This is a genomic window from Bacillus sp. PK3_68 (assembly GCF_003600835.1).
Lineage (GTDB): Bacteria > Bacillota > Bacilli > Bacillales > Domibacillaceae > Pseudobacillus.
In genome coordinates, this window is the sequence record NZ_NQYC01000001.1 from 2,186,999 (window position 1) to 2,202,527 (window position 15,529).

Below are 15,529 nucleotides of genomic sequence, written 5' to 3' on the forward strand. Positions count from 1 at the left end.
TTCATTTCGATGCTTTTTTCATTCTCCGGCTGACTGTCGATGCGCTGACTCCCAATGCATCTGACGCTCTGGCCGCTGTTTTGTATTTTCCAAGAGCAAGTCGTATTAACTGGTCTTCCACTTCCTGAACTGCTTCTTTCAGCGGCATAATTCCACGAACCGTTAAATGCCCCTGCTCTTCCGATTCACTGTCCCAGACAGCTCGAAACACGTCGTCACCGGAGATGACTTCTTGCCTTCCGATGACTACAAGCCTTTCCATCACATTTTGCAATTCTCGAATATTTCCTGGCCATTGATAACTTTCCAGCAGCTGCAAACCTTCTCTTGATAATTTTTTCTCTTTTTTATATGTTTCATTTAATCTTTCAAGAAAAGAAAGGGAAAGCGGTGCAATATCTTCCTTTCGTTTTCTAAGCGGTGGAATTTGTAATGGCACAACGTGCAAACGGTAAAATAAATCCTCACGAAACTTTTGAGCGGCAACCATTTTTCTTAAGTTTCTATTCGTTGCCGCCAGTACACGAACATCTACTTTGATCGGTGTAAGGCCGCCAACGCGAACAACTTCACGTTCTTGCAAGACCCGTAGAAGCTTTACCTGCATATGAAGCGGAATCTCAGAAACTTCATCAAGAAAAATAGTCCCGCCGTCAGCCGCTTCAAATAGTCCTTTCTTTTTATCTACAGCGCTTGTAAATGCGCCTTTTTCATGACCAAACAATTCACTTTCTAGCAGATTCTCAGGAATGGCGCCACAATTAATAGTGACAAAAGGTGCTTCTGCACGCCGGCTATAAAAATGAATATGGCTAGCAACCACCTCTTTTCCAGCGCCCGATTCCCCGGTAATCAAAACCGTTGACTCCGTTTCTGCTATTTCCTTTATCTTTTTCACCAGCTCGGCCATTTCTTGAGAACGGTACACTAGCTTTTTCGTTAAATCGGGTGTAAGCTGGTTTTCACTTTCCATGTTCTGTTTTTCTGAAATTTCCTCCGTACTCACATCACGGGAAAGAACGATAATTTTTTCTAACTTTCCCTTCTTCAAAACTGGAGCAGCAGTCGATAAAATCTTTACATTCCTTCGGCTAGTTTGTGTCATGCTAATTCTTTGCTTCTCTTTTAGGCAGTGATCTACAATATTAGGCTCAAACAGCCCTTCTACTTCTAACTCGTATATATTTTTTCCAATCAAATCATCTTTTGAATAAGGCCGCCAAAAATTCTCAAGGAAAGCACCCGCTATGTTGGAGATTTCCCCAGACGGCCGTATAGCCATGATTTGTTCGTTGGATGCCGCGTAAATCGTCTGAAGCTCTTCCGTCAGCTCACGAACAAACTCCAACCCGCTCACTGCTTTTTCCAAATGTTCCTGCAAATAAAACACATGGACAACTCCCTCTATTTGTCCTTCATGATATACAGGGGAAAAGTGGCCGGTCATTTTCTTAAAGTTAAAAGAACTGTCAACACCAAATTTCTTCTCACCTGCCAAAACATTTTCCATTTCCACATCAGCAGCGATAATTTTTTTATAATTTCTTCCCGCAAGGATCGAGCGGGACAATCCTAAAATCTGGCCGGCCGTTTCATTCATAAAATTCACTTCAAACTGCTGATTCGTTGTAATAATTCCAATTTCTGCGCTGTTCAGGCTATGATTTAAAATTTCTAGCTGCAGCTGGGCAAGCTGGTTTTTAGCTTCCTCAATAGTAATATAACCGACTGCCTGTTTTTGCTCATCGACCCCGGCGACAATATGGCAGTTGTGACAAAACTCTACCCACCCTGTCTCACGGACAAGAAGCAAATCCTTTTCGTATTCAATCGGCTGGTTTAATGATTCAGCCCCCTTTACTTGTTTCATTAAATCGCCGAGGGTAAGATAGCCGACTAGTTCTTCTTTTTCATAGACAAATGCCGTGTGGCTCTCTTCCCGCGCAAGCAAGCTGATGGCACCCTGTACTGTAGCTTCGCTTGATAGGCCAGGTGGCAAAGGCAATAAAATCTCCTGCCATCTCCATCTCATAGTCACTGAACCCCTTTCCATTGAATCAACGGGAAAAGAACTTTCTACCTGGCAAACAAACGATTCAAAAAGTTGAATACGTTTACATCTGCTTTTATATAAGCAATTATCGTGCCAAATAGAAGTTATTCTAAAAATAAATGAAAAATTCAGAAAAGAGCACCTCTTTTCCTTGCTGTTTCAGCTCTTCGCTTTTCCCTCTACCTGTAACAGTATTCGACAGTTATATTTAAAACCCCTTTTCTGTTCTTGCAAAGCTGCAATCATTATTGCAGTTTTGCAAGAACTCTGTATTACTTCAAATTAAAAGTAGGAGCCTATTTGTAAAATAAATATCCAAAACTGAAGATTATGCTTTTTAATATAGAAATGCCGCCGGAATCAGACGGAGGCAAACGGCTATTCTTGCAAACTTGAAATACGCAGTGCCCAGGCGGTGCACTGCCTATGAAGAGCTGTCACAGGAGGCGTTTCTTGCTCGCTTTGAAGAATACAAACGAAGAAGCTGTTCGGCTGTTTGACTCGCTTGGTAAGCAGCTACTCCAGGATTCATAGCCTGTTCAACAGTCAAGCAGTCTGACTGAATTGAAAAGATGCCGTCAAAGTATGGATGAAGTGATGCTACATCTTTTCCAAGCCTGCCAGCAAGAGCAATAACAGGTTTATTGTGCAGTTTTGCAAGCTTTGCTACACCAACAGGGACCTTCCCAAGCAAACTCTGTCCATCAAGACTTCCTTCCCCTGTAACGACTAAATCAGCCTTCTTAATGTCTGACTCCAGCCCAACCAACTGGATAACCATTTCAACGCCTGATATAATTTCACCGCCAAGTGCGGCAGCTACAGCCCCACCAATTCCACCGGCTGCTCCGCTTCCTCTTACCTTCTGTACATCGGTCCCGTAAGCTTGCTGAAACAAACAGGCGACCCTTTGCAAGGCTTGATCCAACCGCTCCACCTCCTGCTCGTTTGCTCCCTTTTGCCGGGCAAATACAAAAGCGGCTCCCTCTCGTCCATAAAACGGATTCATCACATCGCTTGCTGCCAAAAATCGCGTTTCCCGTATTGCTGGATGAATCTGTTTATCGCAAAACGAATGAATGGACAGCAATGGATTGCCAGCTTTCCTTATTTCATTGTTGCGGTGATCGTATAACTTCCAGCCGAGTGCCTGAAGCATTCCAAGACCACCATCATTTGTGGCACTGCCGCCGAGCGAGATAATAATCTGGCGGTATCCCTCATCGAGCGCTGCCTTAATCTGTTCACCCAATCCATACGTATTGACAGCCATCGGAGATCGCTCTGTTTCTGCTAGAAGCGTTAAACCGCTGCTTTCCGCGCATTCAATTAAAGCAGTGGGTTCTCCCTCATATTTCATAGTGAGATAAGAAGCTTCCGCGGATCGCATGAGCGGATCGCAAACCATTAGTTTTCGCAGCGTGCCGGGTAATACCGCTATCGTTCCTTCACCGCCATCTGCCATTGGCACAATCTTTATCTCCGCGTGTGGAATAGCCTTTTCCACTCCAGCTGCCATCGCTTTCCCAACAGCTGCGGCTGAAAGCGACCCTTTAAACGAATCCGGTGCAATAACAATATTCATATTCAACCTTCTTTCAGCACTTTTTCTTTATTTATTTTAGCGGACGAATAGGGAAATTCCTTTATCCTGGCCATAAGTCTATTTACCTTCCTCTCTTCACTACTATCATTTCTCTCGGCTGCTACTTGTCCACAAAAAAGAGCAGGAGGTTTTCCTGCCAACTTGTTAAAGGTGATATTTTTGCATGCGCCTGTAAAATGTACTTCTCGGCATATTCAACAGTTTTGCTGCTTGAGAGACATTCCCTTGCGTTTTCTGCAGTGCCTCAATCATTAAATCTTTTTGGATGTTTTCCCGTGCGTTTAGCTTGTGTGTCTCTTTCTGGATAGGAAAACAATGAACATCTGTCACAAAAAATTTATCTAATACGTGGTAATTTTCCGCTCCAAGATAAGGGAATGAAATGCGTAAACGCTCCAATACATTGAACAGCTCCCGAATATTTCCCGGCCAGTCGTATTGTTTTAGCCTTTCTATATATTCTTCTGGCATCTGAACATTCCAGTCATTTTGCTTACAATAATAGTGGACTAAATACGGAATGTCTTCCTTTCTTTCCCGTAATGGAGGAACATAAATCGGGTACACATGAAGACGATAATATAAATCCTTTCGGAATTTCCCTTCTTCTACAAGTTGACTGAGATTCCAATGGGTAGCTGTGATGATGCGAACATCCAATTCAATTTCTTTCGTCCCTCCCACCGGTGTTATTCTTCTTTCTTGGAGAACGCGTAATAGCTTCACCTGCATAGCCGGTGAAATTTCGCCGATCTCGTCCAAAAAAATTGTACCGTTATTTGCCTGCTCAAATTTTCCTTTATGGCCTTGCCGCTTTGCTCCGGTGAAAGCACCTTCTACATAACCAAACAATTCACTTTCTATTAATTCAGCTGGAAGCGCGCCGCAATTTAAAGCAATAAAAGGCCCATTTTTTCTCTTGCTATTAAAATGAATTGCTCGAGCGATGATTTCTTTTCCTGTACCTGTTTCTCCCGAAATATAGACACTGGCTTCTGTTGGGGCCACTCTCTTAACATTATCCAGTGTTCGTTGGAAAGAAGAACTCGTGCCAATAGTGCCTTCAAAATAAAAAGGCTTAGAGGTTAATGTCCAGCTCGAAGACAGCTCGTCCACTTTCTTTATATGCAGACAAGTACCGATACATGTTGTCTGATCGCTTGCTAGAATAGAAGACTCCATTTCTACTTTCATGCCGTACTTGAGCAGCTCTTTTCTATCCATTCCTTTATAGTTAGGAATGTGCTGTCGTAAATCCTCACTGACGGCAACTACCTTCTCTCTTTCATTACAAACGACTACTGACTGGCTGCTCTCCAGTAAATGCGTACATCGATTAATTAATTCGATTTCTTTTTTGTGGGCTTGGACATTTAACTCCTTCTCCGCTTCCTGGGCAAGCGAAGCAACCATGCCAAGCATAAATGGATGGGCTCGATCCACTGGACAGGATACATCAATTACACCAAGCAATTCGCCTTCACATGAATGAATTGGAGCCGCTGCACAACTCCAGTTATGAGAAGCAATGGAATAATGCTCTGAACCGCTGACCATAATCGCTTCACTTGTTTGTAGAGCCGTGCCAATCGCATTTGTTCCGACTTCCTCTTCCGTCCAACGTACCCCTTCAACAAAATTAATCCTCCTGGCTTCATGCAGAACCTTCTTATTTCCAGTGATTGATAACACATACCCTGAAGGATCAATCAATAGTACGATTGCTTCTAATTCGATCATCATCTTATCAATTCTTTTCAAAGTTGGCAAAACAGCTTGGAGAAGCAAGGAGTTTTTTTCTTTTTGCTGTTTAAATAAATCACTCGTCAAAAAATGCTCGCCTTTTTTAAGTAAGGATTCACCTGCTGGCTTTTGCAGCGATGCCAGGATTCAATAATTCGTTTACTAATACGGGAGGGATCCAGTACTCCTTCATTAACAAAGCGTTTCCATGTACTCAAATAACAGACGGATTGCATTCAAATATCCCCTTAAATCATTCATTTAGTACACCTGAAAAGCTTATTCATATGTATGCTTGAGGACAGTTTCTTTTGTGAGATTAGATGAATAGACTGATGAACAACGGCAGGAGAAAAGAAGCTAATAATTACTTTCCCCATTATAAAATAGATAGAAAATTTAGGCAATTATCATTTTCTACTAAAAAAAGACAAAAAACTTCATGCGAAACACTTTCGCATGAAGTTACAACGCTCTCTTCAAATGTGTATGGCCTGACCGACCGTACAGGATATCGCTTCATAAATTGCTTCTGATAAGCTGGGATGTGCAGCTATAACCCAGTCTAAGCTATCTGCTGTCATCTCTCCATGAAGCATAACGGCCCCTTGTCCAATCAGCTCTGTGGCATGTGGTCCAACAATCGACAGACCAACAATTTCATTGTATTCAGGCTCGATAAGCACTTTGACTTTTCCGGCTGCTTGATTAAGAATCACTGACTTTCCGTTCGCCATAAATGGAAACTCGCCTATTTTTATATCGCCATACTCCACACGCGCCTGCTTTTCGGTTAACCCGACGCTCGCTATTTCGGGAGAGGTATAAATACAGCGGGGGACAGCTCGATAGTTCGCGTCTATAGACTCTCCGCAAGCATTCACTGCCGCTACTGTCCCTTCGTGAAAAGCTACATGGGCAAGCTGAATTCCTCCAATAATATCTCCGCAGGCGTAAATATGAGGTATATTTGTTTCCATCCGGCTGTTCACTTCAATACCATGTTTAGAATGGAAGATTCCGCCTTTGTCTAACCCTAAATTTTCTACCCGCGGTTTTCTTCCGACGGCCACCAATACTCGTTCCGCGGCCAGCTTTTCAACCCCTTGATTCGTCTCTATTATCACTTCTCTTGTACTGGCATTTACCTCTTTGACAGCACTGGAGGTATAGACAGTCACCCCATCTGCCTGCAGCTTTGCCTGCAAAATTGCAGCAATATCTGCATCTTCACCCGGCAACAGTTGATCAGTCATCTCAACAACTGTTACTTTGGCTCCCATTCGGCTATAAATACTGGCAAACTCACAGCCGATCACTCCTCCACCAATAATCACCAACGTGGACGGAATAACAGGAAGCGATATCGCTTGTCTGCTGTGAATGATCCACTCACCGTCAAATGGCGCAAAAGGCAAAGAAACAGGCTCTGAACCAGCTGCAATAATAAACTTGTCCGCCGAAACAGTCTTTTCTCCTTCTGTCGTTGCCACTAATAAGCTATATGCGTCTCTAAAGCGAGCTTGCCCATTCATGACCGTAATTTTATTTTTCGTTACTAAATGCTTTACGCCCGCCACTAACGTCCGGATCATTTTTTCTTTTCGCAGCTGCACATATGCCCAGTCCACTTCTGCATGAGCGGATAACGAACGAATGCCAAACTCCTCTGCCTGCTTCACTTTTTCAAACATATCCGCACTTTCTAATAGTGCCTTTGTTGGCATACATCCTTCATTTAAACATACGCCGCCTAAAGGACCCTCATCAATGAGGGTGACTTGCCGGCCTTGCCGGGCGGCAGTAATTGCCGCCACATACCCTGCAGGCCCGCCACCGATAATTGCAATGGTTGTCATATAATCTACCTTCCTTCTAAAGCAGCATTATAAACGGATCTTCCAGCAGCTGTTTAATCGTTTGTAAAAAAGCAGCAGCAGGTGCTCCGTCCAATACCCGGTGATCAAATGTCAGGCTAAGAGGCAGCAAGCTTCTGCGCTCCACTTTTTCCCCTCTAAAAACGGCCGCATCCTCCACGGACCCGACACCAAGAATACCGGCTTCAGGCGGATTTAAAATCGGCGTAAAGTATTCGACTCCATAAGTCCCGAGGTTGCTAATTGTAAAAGTAGAACCTATCATTTCATCCTGACTCAGCCCCCTTGACGCGCACGCTGAGCGGCTTGTTTGATTTTTTTAGCCAACTGGATTAGCGAATCGTTTTGCGCCTCTTGAACAACTGGCACTACAAGTCCTTTTTCCAATGCAACAGCTATACCGAGATGAATCGATTCAAATACATGAATGTGATCATCTATGTAAGCACTGTTCATTTGCGGATGCTTTTGCAGCGCGAGTACAACGGCCCGAGCCACAAGGTCATTCATTGAGAGCTTTGTGTCAAAATGGGATTGAACGGTCTCTGCCAGTTGTGTACGCAGTTTTACAGCATCAGTTACATCCACTTTTGTTGTCATTGTTAATTGTGCACTGTCTTTTAAGCTGTCGTGCATGCGTTTAGCAATCACTTTGCGCATGCCCATCACTGGTGTTTTATGTGCTTCGTTAGCGACTTTACTCTCTTTTTGCTCGATTGCTTGGGGAACTCCCACATAGGAGATTGCTTTTTCTATATCTTCTTTTATAATTCTCCCGCCCGGTCCTGATCCTTCCAACAGCTTGTAGTCAATACCGGCTTTCTCTGCCATCTTGCGGGCAACAGGTGAAATTTTTACCCGGTTTTTTGTATTTACTTTAGAAAGTGAAGCAGTCTTCTCTGACTCAGCAACTGTGGCGGCAATCTCTTTTTCGGCTTTCTCTTCTTCAGCAGAAACCTTTGCTTCCGGCACTTTCTCGTTTGGCTGGCCAATGTAGCCAATGACCGTTCCAGGAGGGACTCCCTGTCCCTCCTGCACGGTAATCTCCAACATGCTTCCAGCTGCTGGCGCTTCGAGCTCCATTTCAATCTTCTCCGAGTTAATGCTGGCAATCAGTTCGCCCTTTTCTACCACATCTCCCACTTGCTTGTTCCAAATAGAAACCGTTCCTTCCTTCATCGCCATCCCTAATTTTGGCATGATCACTTCTACAGCCATGTAACCCCTTCCTTTCTTCTTTATTTGCTTATACGCTGAGAGAAGCTTCTCCTAAAAGTTCCGAAACAACCTTTATCACTTTCTCAGGCGTAGGAAGATATATATCTTCTAAAGGAGGAGAAAATGGGACTGGTGTATGCGGTGCAGTTATGCGTTTAATTGGTGCATCCAGCGCATCAAACCCTTTATCCGCAACCATTGCTGCAATGTCCGTCGCTACGTTGCAGCGCGGGTTCGCTTCATCAATAATAACGAGGCGATTCGTTTTTGCAACAGAAGAAAGAATGGTTTCTTCATCTAATGGCGATAAGCTGCGCGGGTCTACTACTTCTACTTCTATTCCCTGGCTGGCAAGACGATCAGCAGCTTCCAAAGCGGTATTCACTTGCTTTCCAATACCGACAATGGTCAAATCAGAACCTGCCCGCTTGATATCTGCTTTTCCAATTGGAAGGGTGTAATACTCTTCCGGCACTTCTCCGGTCACGTTATAAAGGGTTTTGTCCTCGAAGAAGATGACGGGGTCATTGTCTTCAATGGCCGCAAGCAGCAACCCCTTCGCATCATAAGGGGTAGAAGGGACAACCACTTTCAACCCAGGAACGCTCGTGAATAGCGCATACAGGCTTTGCGAGTGTTGAGCAGCTGCACGAAAGCCTGCTCCATGCATCGTACGCACTGTCACAGGAACCTGCGCTTTTCCGCCAAACATATAGCGGAATTTTGCCCCCTGATTTAATACTTCGTCGAGACAGCTGCCGATAAAATCATTAAACATCAGCTCAGCAATCGGCCGCAGCCCTGTAGAAGCGGCTGCCATCGCCGCACCCATATAGCCTGCTTCGGCGATCGGCGTATCTAAAATCCGTTCCCTTCCAAACTCCTGGACGAGCCCTTTTGTAACACCGAGCACACCGCCCCATGCGTCTTCATCCTGCAAATGATCCACTTCTGCTCCTCCAGCAACATCCTCCCCCATTAAAATGACATTCTCATCTTTCCTCATTGCTAGTGTGATTGCTTCATTAATTGCTTCCGACATGCTTATTGATCTCGCCATATTGATCTCTCCTTATTTAAAAAGTTAATAGGATACATAAACATCTGTCAGTAACTCGGATGCTTCCGGATATGGGCTTTCCTCACTAAATTGCACGGCTCGTTCAATCGCTTTCTCAACGGATTCTTCAAGGGAGGCTAACTCGTTTTCACCTAAAATTTGTCGGGTTAATAAATGCTTTTTAAATTGAATAATGGCATCCTTCTCCTGCTTATGCTCTTTCTTCTCTTGTTCTGCCTTGTATGTTTGGGCATCTCCCTCGAAATGTCCATAATTACGATAAGTCATACATTCAATTAGCGTTGGCCCTTCTCCACGGCGAGCTCTTTGTATCGCTTCTTCAGCCGCCTGGTAAACGGCAAGGACATCTTTTCCATCCACACGAACTCCCGGAATGCCATAGGCAGTTGCTCGGTCTGCAATCGTTTGGCAGCTCGATGCATATTCGAATGGCGTTGCCTCCGCATAACCGTTATTTTCAGCAATAAAAACAACAGGAAGCTTCCAAATCGCCGCCAAATTGATTCCTTCGTGGAACGTCCCATGGTTATTCGCCCCGTCCCCAAAGAAACAGACACTGACCCTGTCTGTCTTTTTATATTTCGCTGTTAAAGCAGCACCGCATGCAAGCGGGAACCCTCCGCCAACAATGCCGTTTGCCCCGAGCATCCCTTTATTTAAATCAGCGATATGCATCGATCCGCCTTTTCCCTTGCACAATCCTGTTGCTTTTCCGTATATTTCAGCCATCATGCCATCGAGGTCGCAGCCCTTTGCAATACAATGGCCATGCCCGCGATGAGTGCTCGTAATTGTGTCTTTATCATCTAGATGAGCGCAGACACCGACCGCCACTGCTTCCTCACCGGCATACAAATGAACGAAACCCGGTAAAATTCCTTGCGCAAACAATTCATGGACTTTATCCTCGAACTGGCGAATCTCTAGCATCTTCTGATACATCCATCGGGCCTTATCTTGCGTCAATGTAACTCCTTTGTTCTGCAGCACTTCCATGGTTAACAGCCTCCTATCATTTGCTTTCTCCTATTACTTATTGCAAATGCTATGCCAAGCTTCAAAGCGCATAGAAACAGTCTTTCGCAAATAAAAAAAGAGACAAAGTGAGACAGTTGTCCCACTTTGTCTCGCTTTGTCTCTTTTTTTATTACTTGTCCATTCCACACTCGTTACTTTCCTCTGAAGGCATTTGTGATAAGAACAAGCGCGGTAATCCAGTGCATGATCATCCCTACAAATGGAATCCAGCCAATAACAGAAGTAATAATACCGAGAATGCTACCTGTTAAACTTCTGCCGGCATTTAAGGCAATAAGTAAAGTGATGATATGCAGGATGGCCATGAAACCGAGCGGCGCCCAGGCATGTCCCATAATAAAAAAACCACCGATAACAGGAATGCCCAGAAAGGCTTCCATGCCGCCCGTTACCCATTTCATTGCATTCGTCATATATGTCTCCCCTTTTTACGATTGCTTATAATTTACTTACGAATGATCAGGAAAAAAGTTTCACAGCAAATTAGCTTTTTGACAAAATCAGCAAAAGAGAGAAAACTTCTTTAAAGCCGAATGCTCAGTAAGATAACAACGAAAGCTGGTTTTGTAAATATCGACCAAGATAAGCAGGCTCACTTCTCTGCTCGACTCTTTTTATATGAAGAAAAAATTTAAATACTGCGGATATGAAAGCATGCTGTCTTGGAAAGTCTCTTCTCAATCAATTTTTTCACTTATACTGATATATATACATACAAAGGAGAGAGCAAGAATGAATATTACAAAAGCAGAAATTTTCGGCATTCATTTGCCGCTAAAAACACCTTTCATTATTTCTTACGCTACCTTTCACCATATGCCGTCTATCATTGTTAAATTAGAAACTGATAATGGGCTCATCGGCTGGGGTGAAGCAGTGCCCGATGAACATGTAACGGGCGAAAGCTTTTACAGCTGCATTGAAATTCTGCGCCATGTTCTTTTGCCAGTGGTGCTGGGGAACATCCCTTCCAAATCGAGCATATCCATCATAAGATGAATCAAGCGATCACGGCCAACCCGGCTGCAAAAGCAGCAATTGACATTGCTTGCTACGATTTAATGGGTAAGGCGGCTGGATTACCTGTGTACGATTTGCTCGGCGGAAAAAGTCATAAAAAATTGACTTATCCAAAAGTATTAAGTATCGAAGAGCCGGAAGTAATGGCAGACAAAGCGCGGGCAGCCATTGAAGCCGGTTTTCAATCATTAAAGCTGAAAGTCGGCATGGATAGACAAATGGATGTTAAGCGAATTCAGGCAGTCCGAGAAGCAGTCGGATGGAACATTCCAATCCGGGTAGATGTCAATCAAGGTTGGCATACGTATGCGGTGGCTATTCAGGCGATGAAGCAGCTTGAGCCTTTGCAGCTTGCCTGGATTGAACAGCCGATCCGTCTCGGCGACATTGAGGGGCTAGCACATATCAAGCGGCAATGCACCATTCCACTCATGGCGGATGAATCTATTCAAAATGGCGAACAACTAATAGAGATGATTAAAAAAGACGCCGTTGATAAGATTAATATCAAACTAATGAAATGCGGCGGCATCTTTCCAGCGGTCCACATAGCAAAAGCGGCTGAATACGCTGGAATTGACTGCCAAATCGGCTCCATGGTCGAATCATCGATTGGATCAGCAGCCGGCTACCACGCTGCGATTTCAAGAAAAAATATTACAAGTACAGAATTAACTGGCCCGCTGCTATTTAGCAAGGACATTGGCGACCTCACGTACGAAGTGCCTTTTGTTCACCTGAACAATAAACCAGGCCTTGGACTTGTGATCAATGAATCTGCATTAGAAGAATTAACCGTCTCTCGAGCGACAATAAAATAAGAAAGGAGGAGCATTTGTGAAAAAGACAGACAGCCAGTTGATGAATATTTTTCAGCATCTGCATACACACCCGGAAATCAGCTGGAAAGAAACAGAAACAACGGCGTATATCACCGAATTGCTAAAGAAAGAAGGAATCTTTGTCTCCCTGTTTGACGATTGTACGGGCTTGATTGCTGAAATCGGAAACGGAAAACCCATCGTTGCCGTCCGTGCAGATATAGATGCGCTCTGGCAGGAAGTTGATGGTATCTTCCAGGCGAATCATTCATGCGGCCATGACGCTCATATGTCTATCGTTATCGGCGCCATTCTGCAATTAAAAAATCAAGTAACAAACGGCACAGTCCGCTTTATTTTTCAGCCTGCCGAAGAAACCGGCAGCGGCGCCTTAAAAATGGTTGAAAAGGGCATTGTTGATGATGTGGATTATTTGTTTGGCATCCATTTACGTCCTATTGAAGAACTGCCCTTCGGCAAAGTCACCCCTTCTGTTCATCATGGCGCCGTCACTTTTTTAACCGGAAAAATAATAGGAGATGATGCACACGGTGCTCGACCTCATCAGGGAACAAATGCAATTGACATTATTTCTGTTATAAATGAACAGCTAAAGTTAGTTCATTTCTCCCCTTTTGAACCGTATTCTGTCAAAATGACCTATGTGGAAGCCGGAGGCCAAAGCTTGAATATTATTCCTGGCACTGCGAAATTTGGGCTTGATGTGCGCGCTCAGAAAAACTCAGTCTTGTTGGACATGCAGAAAATAATTGAAAAGAAAATTCATCAGTTAAGCCATCTTTTCGAGGTGAAAATTGAGACAGAGTGGCTCGACTTTACCCCGGGAGCAGAAGTAGACACAGAAGCGGAAGAATTGCTTCGTCAAAGCATTCTTGACTATGGAGGCCGGGAAATGCTGGCAGATCCACTTATCACATCGGGAAGTGATGATTTTCATTTTTACACCATTAAGCGCCCAAAGATAAAAGCATCTATGATGGGAATTGGAGCTGACTTAAAGCCCGGGCTGCACCATCCCAAAATGTCCTTTGACCCGCGTGCCATTCAAATTGGCGCCGATATACTAGCCAGTGCTGTTTTAAATGCGTTAAAAAAATAAACAAAAAAGCCGGCTGCTAAAAGTATTTAGCAGCCGGCCCTTTTCTTTTATACCCGATCGGCTTTCTAGCTCAGGAAAATTATTTATTCAAGCTCGGTTGGATGGATCTTTTTTTAATTTAGGATTGTTACATTTACTGTACGGCGGCCCCAGTTAACAGCTTGAGACTCTGTTGGCACATGGATATCGATGCGATTTCCTTTAATCGCTCCGCCAGTATCACCAGCGACAGCTGTACCGTATCCTTCAACATGTACTTTTGATCCTAGCGGGATTACGTTAGGGTCAACCGCAATGACTTTTGCATTTGGATTCGCATTTAAGTTAATGCCTGTTGCTGTAACGCCTGAGCAGCCAGCACATTTTGCTGTATAGGCTGTGGCTGAAACAGAAATAGTTTTACCGCTTTGTGGTGCTTGTTGAGCCGCTGCCGGCTCTGCAGCTGCTTTAGTTGCTGCTGGTCTAGAAGTCGATACTCCTTTTACCTGTCCGGAAAGAGAAAGTTTGTCACCTGCATAAATTCTATCAGAGGACAAGCCATTGATCGCTTTTAAAGATTGTACAGATAGTCCATTTCTAGAAGCGATTTTGGCTAGTGTGTCTCCAGGTTGAACAGTGTATGTACCGTTTCCATTGGACGCTGCAGAAGCTTTTGGAGCAGCGCTGCCGCCTACTTCCAATCTTTGATTAGGAAAAATTAAATCAGATGATAAGTTATTAGAAGATTTTAATTGTTGAACAGTTGTATTATTTTTTTGAGAAATGCCCCATAATGTATCTCCATTTTTTACTGTATATGTTTGTGCTGATGCAGCTGTTCCGAAAAGACCTCCGCCGATCACTGTAGTAGCTGCAAGTGCGATAATTTGTTTTTTCATGATAGAAAAACCTCCTGATTGTTCTAGCACGCGGTAACTTCCCAGTTTAGGTTTCCAATTAAAAGGGAAAATAAGAAACAACCGCCTGCAAGAAGCTTTTTTAAAAAGTAAAGTGTCCAGTGGCACTACTAATGGCAATAAACAATTTTTATTTATATAAACAGTTCGGTCAATCACCCGATGACCCGCTGACGAAATTCATTGTATCACGCCAAAGCATGTAATGATTTTAAGAAGCCATTACGCTTTCCCGCTTTATATAACGTTCTTGTTACAAAAAGATACTTTATGCATACTTGTAACTTCGATGAAATAAATAAGACAATTCCTGCAAGCCCTAGAACATGTTTTTTCTCTTGTTGGATAAAATCACTGTGGTATTTGGTTGTTGATTTTCGCTTCAGGCGGACCTTTCCGCTCTAATCAGCTATTGAACAAACAACCTTCAACAGGCCTTAGATAAAAAAAAGAAACCCATAAAGTGGATTTCTTTTTTTCTTACAATCTATTTATTTCAAAATCTGTACTTTTACTGTCCGTACTCCCCAACGCTTTGCTTGTGTTTTATTCGGAACATGAACGTCGATTTTGTTTCCTTTAATGGCGCCGCCTTTATCACCAGCAACGGCTTGGCCGTATCCCTCTACGTATACTTTCGTCCCAAGCGGGATAACTTTTGGATCGACGGCAATGACTTTTGCATTTGGGTTTTTCTTTAAGTTAATGCCTGTTGCTGTAACACCTGAACAGCCTTTGCATGAAGCCGTATAAGCTGTTGATCTCACAGTCAGTACCTTGGCGGCTTTGACGGCCTGTGGTTTGCTTGCTGCCGGCTTAGCGTCAGCTTTCTTAGTTGTATTTTGAAGGACCAATTTTTGGCCAACTTTGATGTTTTCTGATTTTAAATTGTTCCATTGTTTTAATTGATTAACAGTCGTCTTATACTCTCGTGCAATGCTCCATAAGGTATCTCCTCTTTGTACTGTGTGACTCACTGAAGCTGCTTCTACAGCAGACGTGCTGAATAGTACGCAAGCAAGAACCAAAGACATAATAGCTTTTCTCACGAATGAA

The 15,529-nt window shown here is 43.6% G+C and carries 9 protein-coding genes and 3 pseudogenes; 2 read left to right on the plus strand and 10 right to left on the minus strand.

Going from position 1 to position 15,529, the window contains the following annotated elements; genetic code table 11:
- Nucleotide 1: 1 nt before the first annotated feature.
- The 8 genes and pseudogenes from CJ483_RS11325 to CJ483_RS11360 all read right to left on the minus strand — a co-directional run bounded on the left by CJ483_RS11325 (nt 2) and on the right by CJ483_RS11360 (nt 11,029).
- Nucleotides 2-2,032: a sigma 54-interacting transcriptional regulator gene (locus CJ483_RS11325; RefSeq protein WP_120035002.1), complete on the minus strand. Its 2,031-nt coding sequence runs from the start codon at nt 2,030-2,032 to the stop codon at nt 2-4.
- 445 nt (nt 2,033-2,477) lie between these two features.
- On the minus strand, nt 2,478-3,638 hold the full coding sequence (locus tag CJ483_RS11330) for a glycerate kinase family protein (RefSeq protein ID WP_120035005.1): 1,161 nt from the start codon (nt 3,636-3,638) through the stop codon (nt 2,478-2,480).
- A gap of 165 nt (nt 3,639-3,803) precedes the next feature.
- Nucleotides 3,804-5,638 (minus strand): annotated as a pseudogene (locus CJ483_RS11335) (sigma-54-dependent Fis family transcriptional regulator).
- A gap of 243 nt (nt 5,639-5,881) precedes the next feature.
- On the minus strand, nt 5,882-7,261 hold the full coding sequence (gene lpdA / locus CJ483_RS11340; protein ID WP_120035007.1) for a dihydrolipoyl dehydrogenase: 1,380 nt from the start codon (nt 7,259-7,261) through the stop codon (nt 5,882-5,884).
- Between the two features lie 16 nt (nt 7,262-7,277).
- Nucleotides 7,278-8,497: pseudogene (locus CJ483_RS11345) on the minus strand (dihydrolipoamide acetyltransferase family protein).
- A gap of 28 nt (nt 8,498-8,525) precedes the next feature.
- Nucleotides 8,526-9,557 (minus strand): alpha-ketoacid dehydrogenase subunit beta, encoded by a 1,032-nt coding sequence (locus CJ483_RS11350; protein ID WP_120035009.1) that lies wholly within the window; start codon nt 9,555-9,557, stop codon nt 8,526-8,528.
- A 24-nt stretch (nt 9,558-9,581) separates the two neighbouring features.
- On the minus strand, nt 9,582-10,574 hold the full coding sequence (locus CJ483_RS11355; protein WP_120035011.1) for a thiamine pyrophosphate-dependent dehydrogenase E1 component subunit alpha: 993 nt from the start codon (nt 10,572-10,574) through the stop codon (nt 9,582-9,584).
- 173 nt (nt 10,575-10,747) lie between these two features.
- Nucleotides 10,748-11,029 carry a hypothetical protein gene (locus CJ483_RS11360; protein WP_120035013.1) on the minus strand — a complete coding sequence of 94 codons (282 nt, stop codon included), beginning with the start codon at nt 11,027-11,029 and terminating at the stop codon, nt 10,748-10,750.
- Between the two features lie 319 nt (nt 11,030-11,348).
- Between CJ483_RS11360 and CJ483_RS11365 the strand changes: the two are divergent.
- Nucleotides 11,349-12,457: pseudogene (locus CJ483_RS11365) on the plus strand (mandelate racemase/muconate lactonizing enzyme family protein).
- 40 nt (nt 12,458-12,497) lie between these two features.
- Nucleotides 12,498-13,577 (plus strand): M20 peptidase aminoacylase family protein, encoded by a 1,080-nt coding sequence (locus CJ483_RS11370; protein WP_120037963.1) that lies wholly within the window; start codon nt 12,498-12,500, stop codon nt 13,575-13,577.
- 113 nt (nt 13,578-13,690) lie between these two features.
- On the opposite strand, the gene CJ483_RS11375 is transcribed toward CJ483_RS11370, so the two are convergent.
- Together CJ483_RS11375 and CJ483_RS11380 are read right to left on the minus strand one after the other, a co-directional pair.
- Nucleotides 13,691-14,455 (minus strand): 3D domain-containing protein, encoded by a 765-nt coding sequence (locus CJ483_RS11375; protein WP_120035015.1) that lies wholly within the window; start codon nt 14,453-14,455, stop codon nt 13,691-13,693.
- Nucleotides 14,456-14,964: 509 nt separating this feature from the next.
- Nucleotides 14,965-15,522 (minus strand): 3D domain-containing protein, encoded by a 558-nt coding sequence (locus CJ483_RS11380; RefSeq protein ID WP_120035018.1) that lies wholly within the window; start codon nt 15,520-15,522, stop codon nt 14,965-14,967.
- Between the last annotated feature and the right edge of the window lie 7 nt (nt 15,523-15,529).